The organism is Candidatus Synechococcus calcipolaris G9 (genome assembly GCF_029582805.1).
GTDB classification, from domain to species: Bacteria; Cyanobacteriota; Cyanobacteriia; order Thermosynechococcales; family Thermosynechococcaceae; genus Synechococcus_F; species Synechococcus_F calcipolaris.
Genome location: NZ_JAKKUT010000006.1, coordinates 36,139 through 52,319, shown reverse-complemented (window position 1 = coordinate 52,319; position 16,181 = coordinate 36,139). Strand labels below are relative to the sequence as shown.

Here is a 16,181-nt window from a genome sequence, read left to right as displayed (position 1 = left end):
CTACATCATCTGACGGATCGGGCGAACAATCACTTCGTTGACATCAACATCATCCGGCTGGGATACGGCATACAGGACAGCGCTGGCGATCGTATCTGGGTTGAGTGCATCTTTGCGAAGTTCTTTCAAGAAGCCTTTTGTTGGCTCGTCGGTGATATCAGAGCCGAGTTCAGTCTCAACCACACCGGGAGAGATGACGGTGACGCGAATCATTTTCGACTCCTGCCGCAGTCCTTCAGAGATTGCCCAAACTGCGTACTTGGTCGCGCTGTAAACTGCGCTAGTGGGTACTACCACATGGGCACCAATCGACGCAGTATTGATGATTTGTCCGTCACCTTGCGCTTCCATAATCGGCAAAGCTGCTGCAATGCCATTCAACACTCCGTTGATATTCACGTTAATCATGTTGTCCCATTCCTCGACCTTCAAAGCATTCATCGGGGATAGAGGCATCACGCCTGCGTTGTTAAAGATGACATCGACGCGATCGAACTTGTCTTTCGCAAACCCAATGAACGCTTTCACATCTTCTCGATCGGTGACATCTACGGCTTTGAATTCTGCTGTACCGCCTGAGGTGTGGATCTCCTCAACAATTTTTTCGAGCTTTTCGGTGCGTCGTGCGCCCAAAAGCACCTTTGCACCGTTTCGAGCGAGTAACTTAGCTGTGGCTTCGCCAATCCCGCTACTGGCTCCAGTGATCACAATGACTTTGTTCTCAATGTTTAACATCGTTGTTTTCCTCTCTATTCTGTTCAGCATAGGTTTGAAAAGCTGTTCTTGAAATGTCTGAACCTATCCAATGATTGCCTGATTCTCCAGAGCGATCGTTTGCAGAGATTCTATAATGGTCAAGTGCGAGGTATTGATTTAGTCGAGTCTCTGCTATGACAGTCGCAGTCTCTCATCCTGACATAATCGCGGATCACCGCCAGGAAATTGCCACACGGATCATGCAGCATACCCAATCTAGCGGCAACATGATTCAACCCACGGCAATTGAGCAATTAGACTTTACACGCTCAGATACAGTATCTAATGCACCTCATAGCGTGTACGAACCAATTCTGGCGATCGTCGTTCAAGGTCAGAAAAAAGCATTTCTGGGTGAGGAGATGTATCAGTATGGTGCAATGCAGTATCTCGTCGTTTCCGTTGATTTACCGCTGAGTGGCTTTGTAACTGAGGCGACACCTGACAAGCCGTATTTAGGACTGAAGCTGAACTTAGACTTGATGCAATTGTGTGAGATGGTTGCCCAAATGGGTACCAGTTCGGCAAAAAAAGGAAACTCTGTTCGAGGTGTATTGGTTAGCAACGTCGATCCAGCCTTGATGGAATGTACCCTTCGCCTCATCAAGCTCTTGGACACTCCGCAACACATCTCCATGCTGGCATCGTTGATGATTCGTGAACTCTATTACCATCTGCTGATGGGTGAACAAGGGGAAGCCGTGCGTCAAATTGCTACATCCGGCAGTAATATGCAGCGAATTGCCTCAGCCATTCAACAAATTAAATCTAATTTTACCCAACCGATGCGGATCGAGGATTTAGCGAGTCAGATTGGCATGTCTACCTCGTCGTTGCATCAGCATTTCAAGAAAGTTACTTCGATGAGTCCGCTTCAGTATCAGAAGCAGTTAAGACTGTTAGAAGCGCGTCGTCTGATGCTCGCTGAGGATTTCGATGCGACCTCTACTGCCTACCAGGTGGGATATGAAAGTCCCTCACAGTTCAGTCGGGAATATTCGCGCTTGTTCGGTGCGCCACCCATTCGAGACATTGAACGGTTACGGACAGCTTGAACGAAGACTGCTAGTAGATGTGATTCCAATTTCTGGGCGACCTAGACGCGGGATGTTCTCTAGTGACATCGTTTGAGCTAGAGCAAGTGTATTTGCTGAATCAGTCCCACTGGTGATCAAGTAGTGGTCGAGTAATTCTTTCTCGCTAGGTTCCAGAGCATCTAGACAGCCTACTACCTGGGGCAATGTCTTCTGCATTCGTTGGAATTGTTGGGGAAACTTCTGTTTAATGGGCTGCCATTGACGGTTATATAAATCCTCGATCTGCGGATGACCTAGGAGATTGTACTGATGCTTTGTCCAAAATGCTTCTCCATTGCCTTGGTGCTGTTCACAGATCAGGTTGCCAAGAATCCGCATGACTTTGGGGTGCCCTCCATAGGTCTGGTGGATTGCCTCTAGGGTTGTATCTGAGACGCTGATCTGCCGATGATTCCAGTCGGTGCGCCAATCATCTACGGTTAGACCGACAATCATTAAGCTACGACTGGTGATTTTTGACTCGGCAATGATTTGGTTACTGGTCATTATTGTTAGCCAACCTTCGGCCCAGCGTTGCTCGTACAGAAATTTTGACCAGGACTGGCAATCGGAACGTACATACCCCTGTTGGTCTAAACAGGTCTGGAAACCCTCTATGACTACTGCTGCCCGATGTTGCTTCAAGTAAGTTTGCCATTGACCTGAATGTCCGACTTGTGATTTCAACCAATCGGGGAGATAGGGATCCGGTTGGGCTGTGAGGCGATAAATTTTGCTAAAGCCTAATTCCCCTAGTGCTTGCTGGGCGAGAACTGTTTTTCCTACTCCTGGTAATCCATAGAGGATAATCAGCCGCACTCCACGATGAAAATAGTCTTTCAGGGCTTTAATTTCTTGACGGCGACCTGTAATTGGACTGGCGAAGGTAGGGGGTGGTTTACGTTGACCGGCTCGTTGTGCTTCTGCCCAATCGTGGGGGAGTTGGGTTCTGAGCCAAGTCTGGTAGTCTGTCATATCCTCTAGTCCTGGCAGAATGAGGAAAAAGTGACATTCTTCTTTTTTAGTGCTGATCAATCGCTTAAAGTATCCCAATTCGGTTAGGCGGTAGAGGACTGAACGTAGCCGTTCTAGATTCCGTTTACGAATGGTGGGGTTGGTCTGTGAACCAGGGACAAATAACTGATTAAACTGACTGGTGTATTTCCCGTATTCACGCATATACCGAAGCAACTGGATCAAGGTGGTGCGGACTTCTATCTCGGTTGTGTGGGGTAGGGCGGGGTGGGGATGAATTTCTGATAGCCAACGGTCTAGGGTTTGCTGCTCAGGGGTAATGTTTATTTCTACCCAGAGAATGGTCTCTAGGACAAATCCGACTTGTCTTAGGAAGGTTTTTCCATAACTGGTGCGTGGCATTGATTTAATTCCCCAGGTTCCCAATTGAGTTAAAAGGCTATGATTCAATGTTCACAAGCATTCTAGTCTTATTTTGATTTTAGTTATGCCAGATTTTGGTTCTGCCATGATGTAGATGTTGAGGTTAAAAGCGAGGTGATAGACATGAGGGATCTTTCTGTGGAAGACCGGCGGGCGATGGGGAAAACCCTCTCATTGATGGGACGGCAGGTGCGGGAGGTGGCTTATTGCTTGGATGTGCTTTGGTATGCCGCTGAAGGTGAAGACCCGGATATGGGTTGATTCGATGACTATGACTCAATTAGTAGGAGGTTAATAATGCTCTCTACTCGGTATTTAGATGCGTTGGAATATGCGGCAACGCTCCATGAAAACCAGAAACGGAAAGGCTCTGGTGTTCCCTATATCTCGCACTTGTACGCAGTTTCAGCCCTGGTGATCTCGTTTGGGGGTGGGGAGGATGCGGCGATCTCTGGGCTGCTCCATGATGGCCCGGAAGATCAAGGTGGGATAGATACTCTCAATGCCATCCGAGCTAAGTTTGGGGATGGGGTGGCGACGTTGGTGGAGTTATGTTCTGATTCGTTGATTGATAAGCGCAAAGGTGAAGTCAAAGAGGCCTGGGTTCCCCGGAAAAGCCGCTATATCAACCATGTTGCCACCAGTGATGCCAGCAAACGGGATTACCATTTGGTGACTGCCTGCGATAAGCTCCACAATTTGCTCTCGATTGTGCGGGACTATCGGGCGATGGGGACGGCGTTCTGGATGACGTTTAAGCGGGAGAAAACTCTCTGGTATTACCGGGAAATCATTGTCGCTTTTGATCAGGCTCACCTTATTCCCGCAGTTCTATTGGAGCGGCTGACGACCACCTATGCTGAGCTTACGGAACTGGTGCGGCTGACGGAAGGATTTGTTTTGCCGAAGGATTATGTCCCCAGTGATCCTAAGACGCAGTAGGAGGAATGATGGCTGATTTAAGAATGGCGATTGAGGTTGCCGGATGGGATTCCCTGTACTACGGCCATGCCTCACATCACTGTCTCTCGTATTCGTGAAGCGGAGTCGGTGGAGAGTAATACTATGCTGGCTCTGCCCTTGAGGGAGATTCCAGTTTCATTTATGGTCATGGCTAGGATTGAGTTTAGAATGCTCCAAGCGATGCCCTTTGGTTGCCACTGATTTGGTCAATCGTTGCTTTTTCACCCATTGGCGTAGGGCACTTTCTGTCAATCCCATTTCCTGGGCGACTTGGCTAATCGGCTTGCCTGACTGTTTCACAATTGCCACAGCTTCAACTTTTTGTTCGGCAGTATATGTTCGTCTTGGTTTTTGGCTCATTTGGACTTTCTCCTTCATTGGCGACTCTTGGAGTTTGTCCTTTTTTTTAGTCAGGGTCAGTCGGAGTGGACGTGTCAATATGATTGCGGCTCTGTGTGCAGGTCAATTGATGGCTCCATTTACCGTAGACGGCATGTGTAATCGCTCCATCTTTGAGGTATGGCGAGAAACCTGCTTGATTCCCGTATTGCAGCCAGGGCAGACGCTCGTGATTGACAATGCCAGTTTTCACAAAGGCGGACGAATTGAAGAACTGGTGAAAGCAGCAGGCTGTGAGGTATGGTACTTGCCCCCCTATTCTCCCGACTTGAATCCCATTGAAAAATGTTGGTCATGGATTAAGAGCCGGATTCGCAAATGCTTAGGTGAGTTTGACACCCTACGAGAAGCGATGGAGAACGTTCTAAGCATAGCGTCCTAATCTATATGGCGACTGCTATAAAGCAATCGAGGAGTGGCTATTATGCCTGGTGCAACCGACCATTATCACCCCGAGGTAAGGAGAATGAGACATTGAGCCAAATGATTCAACAGATTCAGCAAGAGAGCCGTCAAACCTATGGCTCACCGAGGATACAAGCAGCCTTAGCTGCTCAAGGCTTCCCGATCAGCCGTCAACGGGTGATCCGATTAATGGCAAACTTGGGGATCAATGCCCATCTGCGACGGAAATTTAAGGGAACAACGGATTCAAATCATCGGCTACCGATAGCAGAGAATACCTTAGATCGTTGCTTTAAGACAGATGCCTCAGACCAAGTGTGGGTGGCCGATATCACCTATATCTGGACAGCCGAAGGATGGGTCTATCTAGCGGTCATTCTCGACCTATTCTCTCGTAGGGTGGTGGGATGGTCTATTGCCGAGCATTTGCGCACCGAACTGGTTTTGACCGCGTTGTCTGCCGCCTTGGGACACCGGAAACCGTCAAGCGCTGGTTTATTATTTCACTCAGACCGGGGGTCACAATATGCCAGTCACGACTATCAACAGGCACTAAGGCAAGCTAATATAGCCTGTAGTATAAGCCGTCGGGGCAACTGCTGGGATAATGCGGTCGCTGAACGCTTTTTCGGCACGATAAAAACCGAGCTGATTCACCCCACGGTGTTTCCAAACCGGGCGATTGCCAGGACGACCATTGTTGAATGGATTGAAGTCTTCTACAACCGTAAACGCCTTCATTCCACTCTCGGTTTTCTATCCCCTGCTCAATTTGAGGATCAGTATTACCGCTCCCTAATTTCACCCATTTCCGCTTAATTTCACTGTCCACTTTTTCCAGACATGGTCAGATCGTACCGTCAAGGAACGCGCGGATCAACGTTGCGACCTCCTCTGCATGAGTCTCCAGCGCGAAATGTCCGGCGTCGAGCAGGTGAATCTTTGCATCTGGGAGATCTCGCTGATAGGCGGCAGCACCAGCGGGCAGAAATGCCGGATCATGACGACCCCAGACGGCGAGAAGCGGCGGACGGTGCTCGCGAAAGTAGGACTGGAAGGCTGGATAAAGCACGACGTTACTGCGGTAGTCGAGGATCAGATCGAGCTGGATCTCCTCCGCGTCTGGCCGCCCCATGTAGGCAATGTCGAGTTCGTAGCCGTCGGGCGATAGAAGGGTTGGATCGGCTCCGGTACCATACTGCCAGTTCCGGATTGTGTCCGGCGCGAGGGAGGGTCGGCAGGCTTCCCGGTTCGCTGCGCTCGGTTCACGCCAATAGGCTACCCATGGCCCCCATTCGTCACTGAACCCCTCAAGGTAGGCGTTGCCGTTTTGCGAGACGATCGCAGATACCCGTTCAGGATGACGCATCGCCAGACGCAGCCCTACCGGCGCACCGTAGTCGAAGATGTAAAGCACGTATTGATCGAGCGACAAAGCCTCGGTAAAGTCCTCGATCACATCGGCAAGGCGGTCGAACGTATAATCGAACGTCCCGCGCGGCGGTGCCTTAGTCTGTCCGAAACCAGGCAGATCCGGCGCAATGAGCCGAAAGTGATCGGCGAGCAGAGGGATCAGGTCGCGGAACATGTGGCTAGCGGTCGGAAAGCCATGCAACAGCAGGATCACTGGCGCATCGCTTGACCCAGCCTCGCGGTAGAACACTTCGATGTCGCCGACCTGTCGAAACCCGTAGCGTAATTTCATCTCTTTTCCTTTGATTGCACGTGTAAAAGTTTTGATCTGCTTCATCAGTACGGGCAGTACTGGTGATAGCTTCACCTTCCAATTCCCGACCTGTAATAGATAGACTCAGATAGAGATCGCCGCGTTTGCCTCTTCTAAGATTGCTTTATTTTTGGCTGACATTTGAATCTCTCCTCTGTTCAATACACAATCAAACTCCGATCCATTTAGCAATTACCAACGTCGTAAAGCTGGACTAATTTTCTGTAAACTTCAGCACAACTTTGCCCCGTGTTCCTCCCTGCTCTAGATGTTGATGTGCCAGAACAACCTGATCCCAAGACCATACTGAATCAATCACTGGGCGAAGCTGTTGACGCTCGATGAGTTTTGTCAAAGCCTCTAATTTTGCTCGGTACTGGGGTGAAAAAACAAAATGAATCGACAGATTCTTACCCCATGCTTCCAGCAGCGATTGCGGTATGGCAACGTCTACAATGCTTGTCAGCCGACCAAAGGGACGAATGATTTCTAGACTGCGCTGAATGGTTTCTCCGCCGATCGTATCTAGAACTAAATCCACACCCAGTCCATTGGTTTCTTGACGAATGACTTCTACATAATTTTCATTTTTGTAATCAATCACCCGATCTGCGCCCAGTGCTGTCACGAAATCTCGGTTTCTAGAACTACACGTCGTAAAAACGTATGCCCCGATCGCTTTGGCGAGTTGAATTGCGATCGAACCCACTCCACCCGCACCCGCATGGATAAGAACTGTTTCACCAACTTGTAGATTGCCCCTAGTCACCAGACAATCCCAAGCAGTCCCACCTGCAAGCGGAAAAGAAGCAGCTTCAATATGCGATAGATTTGCAGGCTTCAATGCAACAATCGCTGCATCAGCCACATGATACTGGGCGTAGCTACCGAATTCTCCAAAAATTTGCGGCGAGTAGTACACGTTGTCTCCCACCTTGAAATCAGTCACAGCTTCGCCAACTGCCTCAATCACCCCTGAAACATCGACTCCAATGATGGCGGGTAATCGAACCAGTTCCTTGTAATCACCACGACGAGTTTGGTAATCGACCGGGTTAATCGAGGTTGCACAAACTCTGACTAACACCTGATTCGCCTTCAGTGTTGGTATGGGAACCGTTTGAATCTCAAACTTCTCAGCATCACCAAACGCAGTTAATACGGCTGCCTTCATAGATTCCATCTGCGCCAACTCTCCTTGATTTAAAGTAAACAGTGACGGGATTTCGGTACCACTCAGCTGAGGTAACTCCCTAACTTCGCAATAGCCTGTTGCCGCTTGTGCAAAACTCACGGAACAATTGCAGTCACGCGGATTTCAATCCGCATCGTTGGCAGTCCCAGCGCCGCGACTCCTATCTGTGTCCAAATTGGCGCGTGGTCGGGCATGTAATGGCGATATAGCCTGACCATCACCTCGTTAACTTCTGGGGGCAACCCGCCAACATGGTAAGAATTGATGTGAACAACATGCTCCCAACCCGCCCCAGCAGTTGCCAGGGTTCGCTCGATATTCCGAAACGCTTGAGCAATCTCGTCCGCCAGCAATTCAGGAATTTGCAGATTGTCATCCCAGCCACCTTGACCTGATGTCTCCACGCGATCGCCAATTTTTACCGCTTGCGAGTAACGCAAGTTATTCAGCATGTATTCCCCATAGCCAGGAGTGACAAAAAACTTGGGTTTACTCATAACGTTCCTTGTATAGTACGTTTGACTCTATCTCGCCTTGCAAAACGGGTTCGGATGCCTTGCCACGTTTGAACACCCGGAAAACAATCACTAGGAAAACGGGAATCAGCACAAGAGAGGTGATATCGTAGAATCTCGCATGGTACTCACTGATGCCTATTTGGGGTAATTCGCCTACCGGACAACGCCACTAGCTTAGCTTTTCAGCTGACAAACAGAGGCTATCCCCTTGTCGAAAAATGGGCTTATGCAAGCGATCTTCTAACTATTCAACTTTGGCAATTTTGGCTTTGAATTCACAGACACGCCCTAGACAAGGAGCTGCTCGTGTGATTGTGTTCACATACAGGAGACAGCACGTTATCTTTTTCAAAATGCTGCCTCCCGTTTTACTTGTTGCTTTCCTAGAGGAAACCTCAAGTATTAATGTGCACCTGCGCTCACTGGAGGGGTTGTTGCAAGGAGTTGAAGTTCCCAGGCCAAGGCTACCGCACTAGCACCGCCATGCTCAAGAAGAACATCTGATACACCCGCAGATGTTTTTGTACGTGCCCAGTCACGTTGCCATTCAGCAAGTACAGCCATCCAGTTGATCGGAACTGCACCAGCCTGAACCATTCGGCGAACAGCCATATCATGAGCTTCCGCAGTAACACCCCCCGAAGCGTCGGTAACGATGAATACTTCATAGCCTTCACCCAGCGCCTGGATTGCTGGCATTGCCAGACAGATCTCGGTCCAAAGCGCCGCAAGAATAAGTTGTTTACGGCCACTTTTCTTCACTACATCTGTAACGTTTGGATCTTCCCAAGTATTGATAAAAGTGCGGTTGATCGGTTTTTGATCGGGAAAAACATCCTGTAGTCCCTTGATAATATAACCCCCTCTCTCTTCAATGACTGTGGTCAGGATTGTGGGGACGTTGAACACTTTTGCCGATTTGGCAAGACCAATAACATTGTTAATGATCATTGTGGGTTCATGGCTATTCAGGTTGGTAAACTGATAAGGCTGGTGGTCAATAAGTACCAAAATGCTATCTTCTGGACGAAGCAGTCCTTCTAGGCCGGTTTTTGGATTTTCAGACATAGCTATAGATTTCCTTTTAGAGATCGATGGTTGCAGAAGGTTTAAAAGTGGGGGCGTTGTTCAACAAACAGGCAAAATCTAACGATCTAATTTTGATGGCTTACTAGAACTTGCAGGCAAGTTAGATATGCATTAGGAGCAGAGATCGTAAACGTTTTCTAAATATCCAGCGTTAATTTTTCAGGAATGACAACAGGTCAGCGTTGAGTTGATCTTTGTGAGTATCGGTCAACCCATGGGGGGCACCGGAGTAGATTTTGAGGTTGGCTTGAGGCACTAGTTTGGCGGCGGCGATCGCAGCAGCTCCAATCGGCACAATCTGGTCATCATCGCCGTGCAGGATGAGCGTGGGCACGTCAAACTTTTTCAGGTCTTCCGTGAAGTCAGTTTCAGAGAAAGCTTTGATACAGTCGAAGGCGTTCTTGTGGCCCGCCTGCATGCCCTGAAGCCAAAACCAGTCGATCATGCCTTGGGAAACCTTGGACTCAGGACGGTTGAAGCCAAAGAAGGGGCCGCTGGCCAGGTTGCGGTAGAGCTGTGAGCGATCGGCAATGGAGCCCGCCCGCAACCCATCGAACACCTCAATGGGTAGACCATCGGGATTGTCCTCCGTTTTCACCATTAACGGAGGGATCGCCGAGATCAGCGCCGCCTTAGAAACTCGACGAGTGCCGTGACGACCGATGTAGCGAGCCACCTCGCCGCCGCCCGTTGAAAAGCCAATTAGGGTGGCATCCGTTAGGTCTAGGGTGTCGATCAGGGTGGCCAGGTCGTCCGCATAGGTATTCATCTCATTGCCGTTCCAGGGCTGGCTTGATCGTCCGTGGCCGCGTCGGTCGTGAGCGATCGCCCGAAATCCATGATCTGCCAGAAACAGCATCTGCGCTTCCCAACTGTCAGAATTCAGTGGCCAGCCGTGGCTGAAGACAACGGGCTGACCTGCGCCCCAGTCTTTGTAATAGAGTTGAGTACCGTCTGGGGTAGTGAGAATTGTCATAAAATTTTCCTTGGGGATAAATTAAGAGTGGAAATGAAAATGGTCATTAGGTTGCTGATCTGTCCCCATTCTTCAGCCACACACCTTTTCGGCCCACTCAAGATCGTTGAGTTAGCACGTGACTTATCGAAATGGGCGTGATATTCTTCAGACAGAAAGGTTCTGGCTGATAAGTTTTACTAATAAGTTTTTAATCAACGCAAGCTATGGTCGCCAGAAGTACCCTGGCAACCTTGTCGTTCCCCTTAGGTAGAAAAGACTGGTAGATAGGCTCGCTTTACTCTTTCGAACCGATACTGATCTATGGATGCCAACCCGAAAGGATCAAGGCGCGATCTCAAACCTCCTAAGCGGGTTCGAGGCGTCGCCCTTTCGCCCAAAGGTTGGCAGCGGTGGCAAACGGTTAAACAGCAAGCCGAATCTACCGAGGGTTGGGGAAAACGGTTTACCCAGGAAGAGCTGAGTAATCGCACCGGTCTATCCCTCAATACCCTGGCTCGTATTATCAAACGTGAACTGGGGGTCGATCGCCAATCCCTGGAACTACTCTTTCAAGCCTTTGGATTGGAGCTGACGAGCGCCGACTATACGACTCCTGCTGTCCTCGCCGCACCCTCAGCGCCACCGCGAAGCAATGACTGGCAGGATTGGGATAATGCAGCCGATGCCTCGGTGTTTTACGGACGCGGGGCCGATCTGGCCCAACTGTGGCAGTGGATGGTGGCCGACCGCTGCCGCGTGGTAGGACTGTTCGGCATTGGCGGTATTGGAAAAAGTACGATCGCCGTCAAAGCAGCCCTGCAAATGCAGTCTGAGTTTGAGGTGGTGGTGTGGCGATCGCTGGCCAACGCACCTTCATTTGAGAACCTGCTAATCAGCCTGCTGAAATTTCTGATGCCGCTTCAAGGGGATGATCCAATCATCCCGGCAGCCTTGCATGAAAAGCTTTCTAAGCTGATGCAATATTTGCGATCGCAGCGATGTCTGCTCCTTTTAGACAACGTTGAAACTATTTTGCAGAGTAAACAGGTGGGTCAGTGGAGATCGGGTTATGAAGCCTACGGGCAATTTTTGAGAGTGCTGGGTGAAACGCCTCACCAAAGCTGTCTATTACTTACCAGCCGCGAGAAACCCCGCGTAATGGCTTTGATGGAAGGAGAACAAAGCCTGGTTAAAACGTTGCCGCTCAGCGGACTAACGCCTGACGATGGACGCGCCATTTTCCGACAAAAGGGCATATTTACAGGTTCAGAAACAGAATGGCAGACCCTGGTAAATCACTATGGCGGCAATCCCCTAGCACTAAAAATGGTCGCATCTGCCACCCAGGATGTATTCAACAATAGCATTCGTGAGTTTTTAGCGTACCTCAGTCAGAGAATCCTGATCTTTGAAGATATCCGTGATTTGCTCGATCGCCAGTTCAGCCGCTTATCAGACGCTGAGAAAAAAACATTATTTTGGTTTGCCATTCACCGTGAACCTCTGACGCTTACAGACATTCAAAATAGTGTGATCGGATCGATGCATCAGCAAAGTATTCCCCAACATATTAATTCCCTACTCCGGCGATCGCTGCTTGAAAAAAAAGATAAAACATTCTTTCTTCAACCCGTTGTTATGGAATATGTGACAGAGCGACTGATTCAACGGCTTTGCACCGAATTTACAACGCAGCAGCTAGATGTATGGCAAAGCCATTCCTTAATTCGCATCCAGGCCAAAGATTATGTTCGAGAGATTCAATTGCGACTGATCATGCAGCCTATGATCGAATGGCTTTTGTCCTCATACCAGAATGTGTCAGTGGTTGAAGATAGAGCCCAGTTATTGCTAACCCAGCAACAATATTCATCCAGTTCCCTAGCAGGCTATGCCGCAGGTAATCTGATCAATCTGCTGGTTCAGCTTAAGGTCGATTTGCGTGGCTCTGACTTTTCGGGGCTGGTCGTGCAGCAAGCTGACTTGCGGCAGGTCAACTTAGCCGGGGTCAACTTTAAAGATACCGATTTGACCCAATCCATTTTTTCCGAGAGCTTAAATAGTGCCATGTCGATCGACCTTAGCCCAGACGGACAGATGGTGGCAGTGGGGGATTCCACTGGGCTGATCTACCTCTGGCAGATCGCCACCACTCAATTACTGGCAACGTTTGTAGGCCATACAAGTTGGGTCTGGTGTGTGGCCTTTAGTCCAGATGGTCGCCAGCTAGCCAGTAGCGGTAGTGACACGTCGGTGCGGTTATGGGATTTGGAGAGCGGTCAGTGTTTATGGGTAGCTACCGAGCATACAGGCTGCGTTTGGTCGGTGACCTTTAGCCCGGATGGGCATCGCTTAGCCAGCGGCAGTGATGACCAGACGGTAAGGGTATGGAACCTCAAGGGAGACTGCCTTCAGGTTCTGCAAGGGCATACTAAAAACGTTTATTCTGTCCACTTCTCGCCGGATAACCAAACCCTAGTCAGCGGTAGCAAAGACGAATCGGTGAGGATTTGGAACACAAGCAGTGGAACCTGTCTGAGTGTATTGCAAGGCTATGGTGATGGGGTTCATTGTGTGCGTTACAGCCCAAACGGTCAACTACTCGCCAGTGGTGGTTTTGACGGGTCAATTCGACTTTGGCATGGGCAGACGGTTACGAGTAATCATCCATCTAGGGTGAGTTCAACGGTGTTGTCTGGCCATACCGGTGGTGTTTGGGGAATGGCGTTTAGCTCAGATGGTTGTATTCTGGCGACAGGGAGTGATGATGGAACACTGCGCCTTTGGCATGTGCAAGAGGCGCAATGCATTAATGTTTTAGATGGCCATACGGATGATGTGCTGGCGATCGCCCTTCGAGGTCAACTCCTTGTCAGTGCGAGCCAAGACCAAACCGTGCGGTTGTGGAATTTGCAAGGACAAAGCCTCAAAACATGGTGTGGTTGTACTAGTGGCATTCGTTCTCTCAGCCTCAGTCCGAATGGAACAACTCTAGCAAGTCGGGGGTTGGATGAAGCCGTTTATCTGTGGGAGTTGCGGTTTGACCCCGGACTCTCCCCCTCACGCCCCGACAAAATTTTGCAGAGACGAACGGGTTTAACATCTCCGTTAACCAGTTGGGTTTCTTCCTTAAGCTTTAGCCCAGATGGTCAAACTGTCGCGACAAATGGACAGGACGGTTCGCTGCTGTTATGGAATGTATCAATGGGTTTGCTGCATCAGTGGTTGGGTCATGATGCGCCTGTATGGACGGTCGCTTTTGATGCAACCGGGAATGTTCTGGCAAGCGGTAGCAAAGACGAATCGGTGCGGCTATGGGATGTCAAAACGCATCGATGCTTGCAAGTGCTGGAGGGGCACAAACACAATGTGTGCGCGATTGCATTTGATGACAACAATCAATACTTGGCGAGTGGCAGTTCTGAGCAAACTATTCGACTGTGGGATGTCCAAACTGGGGTGTGTCGGCATGTATTGCAGGGGCATACAGGAGGCATTTTCAGCCTGGCATTTTCAGCCCACGATCAGCAGTTAATCAGCGGTAGTTTTGATCAAACCATCCGAGTCTGGAATCTCCAGACTGGCGAATGTACACAAGTCTTACGGGGGCATACGGGTGGGATATGGTCGGTTGCTGTATGCCCTGATCATCATCTGTTAGCAAGTGGCAGTGGTGATCAGACCATTCGGCTCTGGAATCTGCAAACTGGATATTGTTTGAACGTCTTGCACGAACACACCAGTTGGGTCACCTCAGTCAGCTTTAGCCCAGATGGTCAGTTTTTAATCAGTGGCAGTGACGATCGCACCCTTAAGGTATGGGATATCACCACCGGATTTTGCATTCAGACATTGATGGTCGATCGACTTTATGAAGGCATGAATATTCAAGGTGCAACTGGATTGACGCACACTCAAGCAGCGACGTTGAGAGCATTAGGAGCAATTTCACAGTGAAGCAAATGACCTTTAGGCATGCGACGCGAACCTTAACTCTGTGCTTAACTCGCGGATATTAAGTGGCGAAATTTGGAGTTGTCTTGCAGACTCAGTTCATGGCGTGATCGCTTACGTCATCAACCAATGAGGGTAAACAGACGTTTCACTTTAAAGCACAAGCAGAGATGTTTGGCTTTTGATTTCATTCTGCAATTCCTCATTCACCAATCACTAAAGTAGGAGATTTCAATGTCTAAAAATAAAAAATTGATTTAATGACTCTGGTGACCTACGTGATTATGCCGCGCCTCACTCAACTCCTTTGCACATGGCTGTATCCCATTTAATCAAGCACCTATTTTGCACATTCACAGGAGCATTCTATGGCTTGTCAACACCTGAACGAACTGACGCTAGAGAATATGATTTCAAAAGCCAATTACCCAGTATTCCGCTGTGAGGAATGCATGCGAGTTGGAGATCGCTGGGTTCACTTGAGAATTTGCCAAAGCTGCGGCAAAATGCTGTGCTGCGACTCGTCTAAGAATCAACACGCGCGCCGCCATTATGAAGAGAGCGAACACGCAGTGATCAGTTCAGCCGAATTGGGTGAACAATGGCTGTGGTGTTTTGCCGATGAACAACAGAAGAACTATTAATCACGCGCCCCTTTTCTACTCACGAGGAAATCATGATGTCAAATCAGCCTGCCCCAATAGATATTTGGCCGAGTTTACCCCTGGACGCATGGCAGGATACCTATGCCACCCTACACATGTGGACTCAAATCATCGGCAAAATCCGGTTGACCCAAACTCCGTGGATTAATCATTCCTGGCATACTCCCCTCTATTTAACCGTTCGGGGATTGACTACGTCCACGATTCCCTATGGTAGCCGGATCTTTCAAATCGACTTCGATTTTATTGATCATGAGCTGCTGATTCAAACCAGCGAAGGGGCAAGACGAGCGATCGCCCTCTACCCTCGCTCTGTCGCTGATTTCTACCAGAACGTGATGGAAACTCTTAGAGCATTAGATATTCATATCACCATTAACACCAAACCGAATGAAGTTCCAGATCCGATTCGATTTGAGCAAGATGAAACCCATGCTGCTTATGATGCAGACTATGCCAATCGATTCTGGCAAGTACTGCTACAGTCTGATCGCGTCTTTCGAGACTTTCGCTCCCATTTTTCTGGCAAGGTCAGCCCCGTTCATTTTTTCTGGGGAAGTTTTGATTTAGCCGTGACTCGCTTTTCGGGGCGATCGGCTCCTGAGCATCCGGGAGGGGTGCCAAATCTACCGGATGCAGTGGCGCAGGAAGCCTATTCCCAGGAAGTCAGTAGTGCCGGATTTTGGCCCGGAGCCGGATTATCATACCCAGCATTTTATTCCTATGCGTACCCAGAACCCGATGGATTGAAGCAGGCGGCAATTCGTCCCGATGCTGCATTTTACAGCAAAGAGTTGGGTGAGTTTATTTTGCCCTATGATGCCGTCCGCGAGGCAGAATCACCGGATCAGATGTTGTTTGACTTTTTACAAAGCACCTATGATGCTGCTGCTAATTTAGGCAACTGGAATCAAGAGGAACTCAAGCAATTAACGTTCAAAATGAACTCTTAAATTCAAATAGAAGAATGAAAAAACCATCGCCTTTGCCGACTATCGCTTGGTGCTGGAGGCGGAGTAAAGGCGGTTTTACCCCCGGATTTTCAAATTACTCTATCGGCTGACCGTGGGTTTAGCTGT

The 16,181-nt window shown here is 49.2% G+C and carries 15 protein-coding genes and 1 pseudogene; 8 read left to right on the top strand and 8 right to left on the bottom strand.

What is annotated here, in order from left to right:
• Positions 1-735, bottom strand: coding sequence for an SDR family oxidoreductase (locus L3556_RS13685; RefSeq protein WP_277867902.1), 735 nt, complete (start codon positions 733-735; stop codon positions 1-3).
• 155 nt (positions 736-890) lie between these two features.
• On the opposite strand from L3556_RS13685, the gene L3556_RS13680 reads away from it, so the two are divergent.
• Positions 891-1,811, top strand: a complete 921-nt coding sequence (locus tag L3556_RS13680; RefSeq protein WP_277867901.1) for an AraC family transcriptional regulator — start codon at positions 891-893, stop codon at positions 1,809-1,811.
• Here L3556_RS13680 and L3556_RS13675 read toward each other — a convergent pair.
• Entirely contained in the window at positions 1,797-3,209 is a 1,413-nt protein-coding gene (locus L3556_RS13675) for an ATP-binding protein (protein ID WP_277867900.1), read from the bottom strand. The two genes, L3556_RS13680 and L3556_RS13675, sit on opposite strands and share 15 nt — an antisense overlap.
• Before the next feature lie 144 nt (positions 3,210-3,353).
• On the opposite strand from L3556_RS13675, the gene L3556_RS13670 reads away from it, so the two are divergent.
• Both L3556_RS13670 and L3556_RS13665 read left to right on the top strand, forming a co-directional pair.
• Positions 3,354-3,491: a hypothetical protein gene (locus L3556_RS13670; protein ID WP_277867899.1), complete on the top strand. Its 138-nt coding sequence runs from the start codon at positions 3,354-3,356 to the stop codon at positions 3,489-3,491.
• A 36-nt stretch (positions 3,492-3,527) separates the two neighbouring features.
• The gene (locus L3556_RS13665; protein WP_277867898.1) at positions 3,528-4,172 is read left to right on the top strand and encodes an HD domain-containing protein; all 645 of its coding nucleotides are present in this window, start codon (positions 3,528-3,530) and stop codon (positions 4,170-4,172) included.
• A gap of 156 nt (positions 4,173-4,328) precedes the next feature.
• On the opposite strand, the gene L3556_RS13660 is transcribed toward L3556_RS13665, so the two are convergent.
• A complete protein-coding gene (locus L3556_RS13660; RefSeq protein ID WP_277867897.1) occupies positions 4,329-4,571 on the bottom strand; it encodes a transposase in 243 nt (80 codons plus the stop codon).
• Positions 4,572-4,614: 43 nt separating this feature from the next.
• Between L3556_RS13660 and L3556_RS13655 the strand changes: the two are divergent.
• Together L3556_RS13655 and L3556_RS13650 are read left to right on the top strand one after the other, a co-directional pair.
• Positions 4,615-4,974 (top strand): annotated as a pseudogene (locus L3556_RS13655) (IS630 family transposase); the annotation flags it as partial.
• A 5-nt stretch (positions 4,975-4,979) separates the two neighbouring features.
• Positions 4,980-5,816: an IS3 family transposase gene (locus L3556_RS13650; protein ID WP_277867896.1), complete on the top strand. Its 837-nt coding sequence runs from the start codon at positions 4,980-4,982 to the stop codon at positions 5,814-5,816.
• A gap of 28 nt (positions 5,817-5,844) precedes the next feature.
• On the opposite strand, the gene L3556_RS13645 is transcribed toward L3556_RS13650, so the two are convergent.
• From L3556_RS13645 to L3556_RS13625, 5 genes are all read right to left on the bottom strand, one after another.
• Positions 5,845-6,777, bottom strand: coding sequence for an alpha/beta fold hydrolase (locus tag L3556_RS13645; protein ID WP_277867895.1), 933 nt, complete (start codon positions 6,775-6,777; stop codon positions 5,845-5,847).
• 160 nt (positions 6,778-6,937) lie between these two features.
• Entirely contained in the window at positions 6,938-8,017 is a 1,080-nt protein-coding gene (locus L3556_RS13640) for a zinc-dependent alcohol dehydrogenase family protein (RefSeq protein WP_277867894.1), read from the bottom strand.
• Positions 8,014-8,415 carry a RidA family protein gene (locus tag L3556_RS13635; RefSeq protein WP_277867893.1) on the bottom strand — a complete coding sequence of 134 codons (402 nt, stop codon included), beginning with the start codon at positions 8,413-8,415 and terminating at the stop codon, positions 8,014-8,016. The genes L3556_RS13640 and L3556_RS13635 overlap by 4 nt, the downstream gene beginning before the upstream one ends.
• 423 nt (positions 8,416-8,838) lie before the next feature.
• Positions 8,839-9,504 (bottom strand): hydrolase, encoded by a 666-nt coding sequence (locus L3556_RS13630; RefSeq protein WP_277867892.1) that lies wholly within the window; start codon positions 9,502-9,504, stop codon positions 8,839-8,841.
• Positions 9,505-9,676: 172 nt separating this feature from the next.
• Positions 9,677-10,501, bottom strand: coding sequence for an alpha/beta fold hydrolase (locus L3556_RS13625; RefSeq protein WP_277867891.1), 825 nt, complete (start codon positions 10,499-10,501; stop codon positions 9,677-9,679).
• A 303-nt stretch (positions 10,502-10,804) separates the two neighbouring features.
• Between L3556_RS13625 and L3556_RS13620 the strand changes: the two genes are divergently transcribed.
• The 3 genes from L3556_RS13620 (at position 10,805) to L3556_RS13610 (ending at position 16,055) form a co-directional block, all read left to right on the top strand.
• Complete coding sequence (locus L3556_RS13620) at positions 10,805-14,440, top strand: WD40 domain-containing protein (RefSeq protein WP_277867890.1); 3,636 nt, start codon at positions 10,805-10,807, stop codon at positions 14,438-14,440.
• Positions 14,441-14,805: 365 nt separating this feature from the next.
• Complete coding sequence (locus tag L3556_RS13615; RefSeq protein WP_277867889.1) at positions 14,806-15,081, top strand: UBP-type zinc finger domain-containing protein; 276 nt, start codon at positions 14,806-14,808, stop codon at positions 15,079-15,081.
• A gap of 32 nt (positions 15,082-15,113) precedes the next feature.
• Positions 15,114-16,055: a DUF5996 family protein gene (locus tag L3556_RS13610; RefSeq protein WP_277867888.1), complete on the top strand. Its 942-nt coding sequence runs from the start codon at positions 15,114-15,116 to the stop codon at positions 16,053-16,055.
• The last annotated feature ends 126 nt before the right edge of the window (positions 16,056-16,181 follow it).

What these genes read in the sequence shown, in the direction of transcription:
- L3556_RS13685 (WP_277867902.1), bottom strand. Translation starts at nt 735, where the DNA reads ATGTTAAACATTGAGAACAAAGTCATTGTGATCACTGGAGCCAGTAGC.
- L3556_RS13680 (WP_277867901.1), top strand. Translation starts at nt 891, where the DNA reads ATGACAGTCGCAGTCTCTCATCCTGACATAATCGCGGATCACCGCCAG.
- L3556_RS13675 (WP_277867900.1), bottom strand. Translation starts at nt 3,209, where the DNA reads ATGCCACGCACCAGTTATGGAAAAACCTTCCTAAGACAAGTCGGATTT.
- L3556_RS13670 (WP_277867899.1), top strand. Translation starts at nt 3,354, where the DNA reads ATGAGGGATCTTTCTGTGGAAGACCGGCGGGCGATGGGGAAAACCCTC.
- L3556_RS13665 (WP_277867898.1), top strand. Translation starts at nt 3,528, where the DNA reads ATGCTCTCTACTCGGTATTTAGATGCGTTGGAATATGCGGCAACGCTC.
- L3556_RS13660 (WP_277867897.1), bottom strand. Translation starts at nt 4,571, where the DNA reads ATGAAGGAGAAAGTCCAAATGAGCCAAAAACCAAGACGAACATATACT.
- L3556_RS13650 (WP_277867896.1), top strand. Translation starts at nt 4,980, where the DNA reads ATGGCGACTGCTATAAAGCAATCGAGGAGTGGCTATTATGCCTGGTGC.
- L3556_RS13635 (WP_277867893.1), bottom strand. Translation starts at nt 8,415, where the DNA reads ATGAGTAAACCCAAGTTTTTTGTCACTCCTGGCTATGGGGAATACATG.
- L3556_RS13630 (WP_277867892.1), bottom strand. Translation starts at nt 9,504, where the DNA reads ATGTCTGAAAATCCAAAAACCGGCCTAGAAGGACTGCTTCGTCCAGAA.
- L3556_RS13625 (WP_277867891.1), bottom strand. Translation starts at nt 10,501, where the DNA reads ATGACAATTCTCACTACCCCAGACGGTACTCAACTCTATTACAAAGAC.
- L3556_RS13620 (WP_277867890.1), top strand. Translation starts at nt 10,805, where the DNA reads ATGGATGCCAACCCGAAAGGATCAAGGCGCGATCTCAAACCTCCTAAG.
- L3556_RS13615 (WP_277867889.1), top strand. Translation starts at nt 14,806, where the DNA reads ATGGCTTGTCAACACCTGAACGAACTGACGCTAGAGAATATGATTTCA.
- L3556_RS13610 (WP_277867888.1), top strand. Translation starts at nt 15,114, where the DNA reads ATGATGTCAAATCAGCCTGCCCCAATAGATATTTGGCCGAGTTTACCC.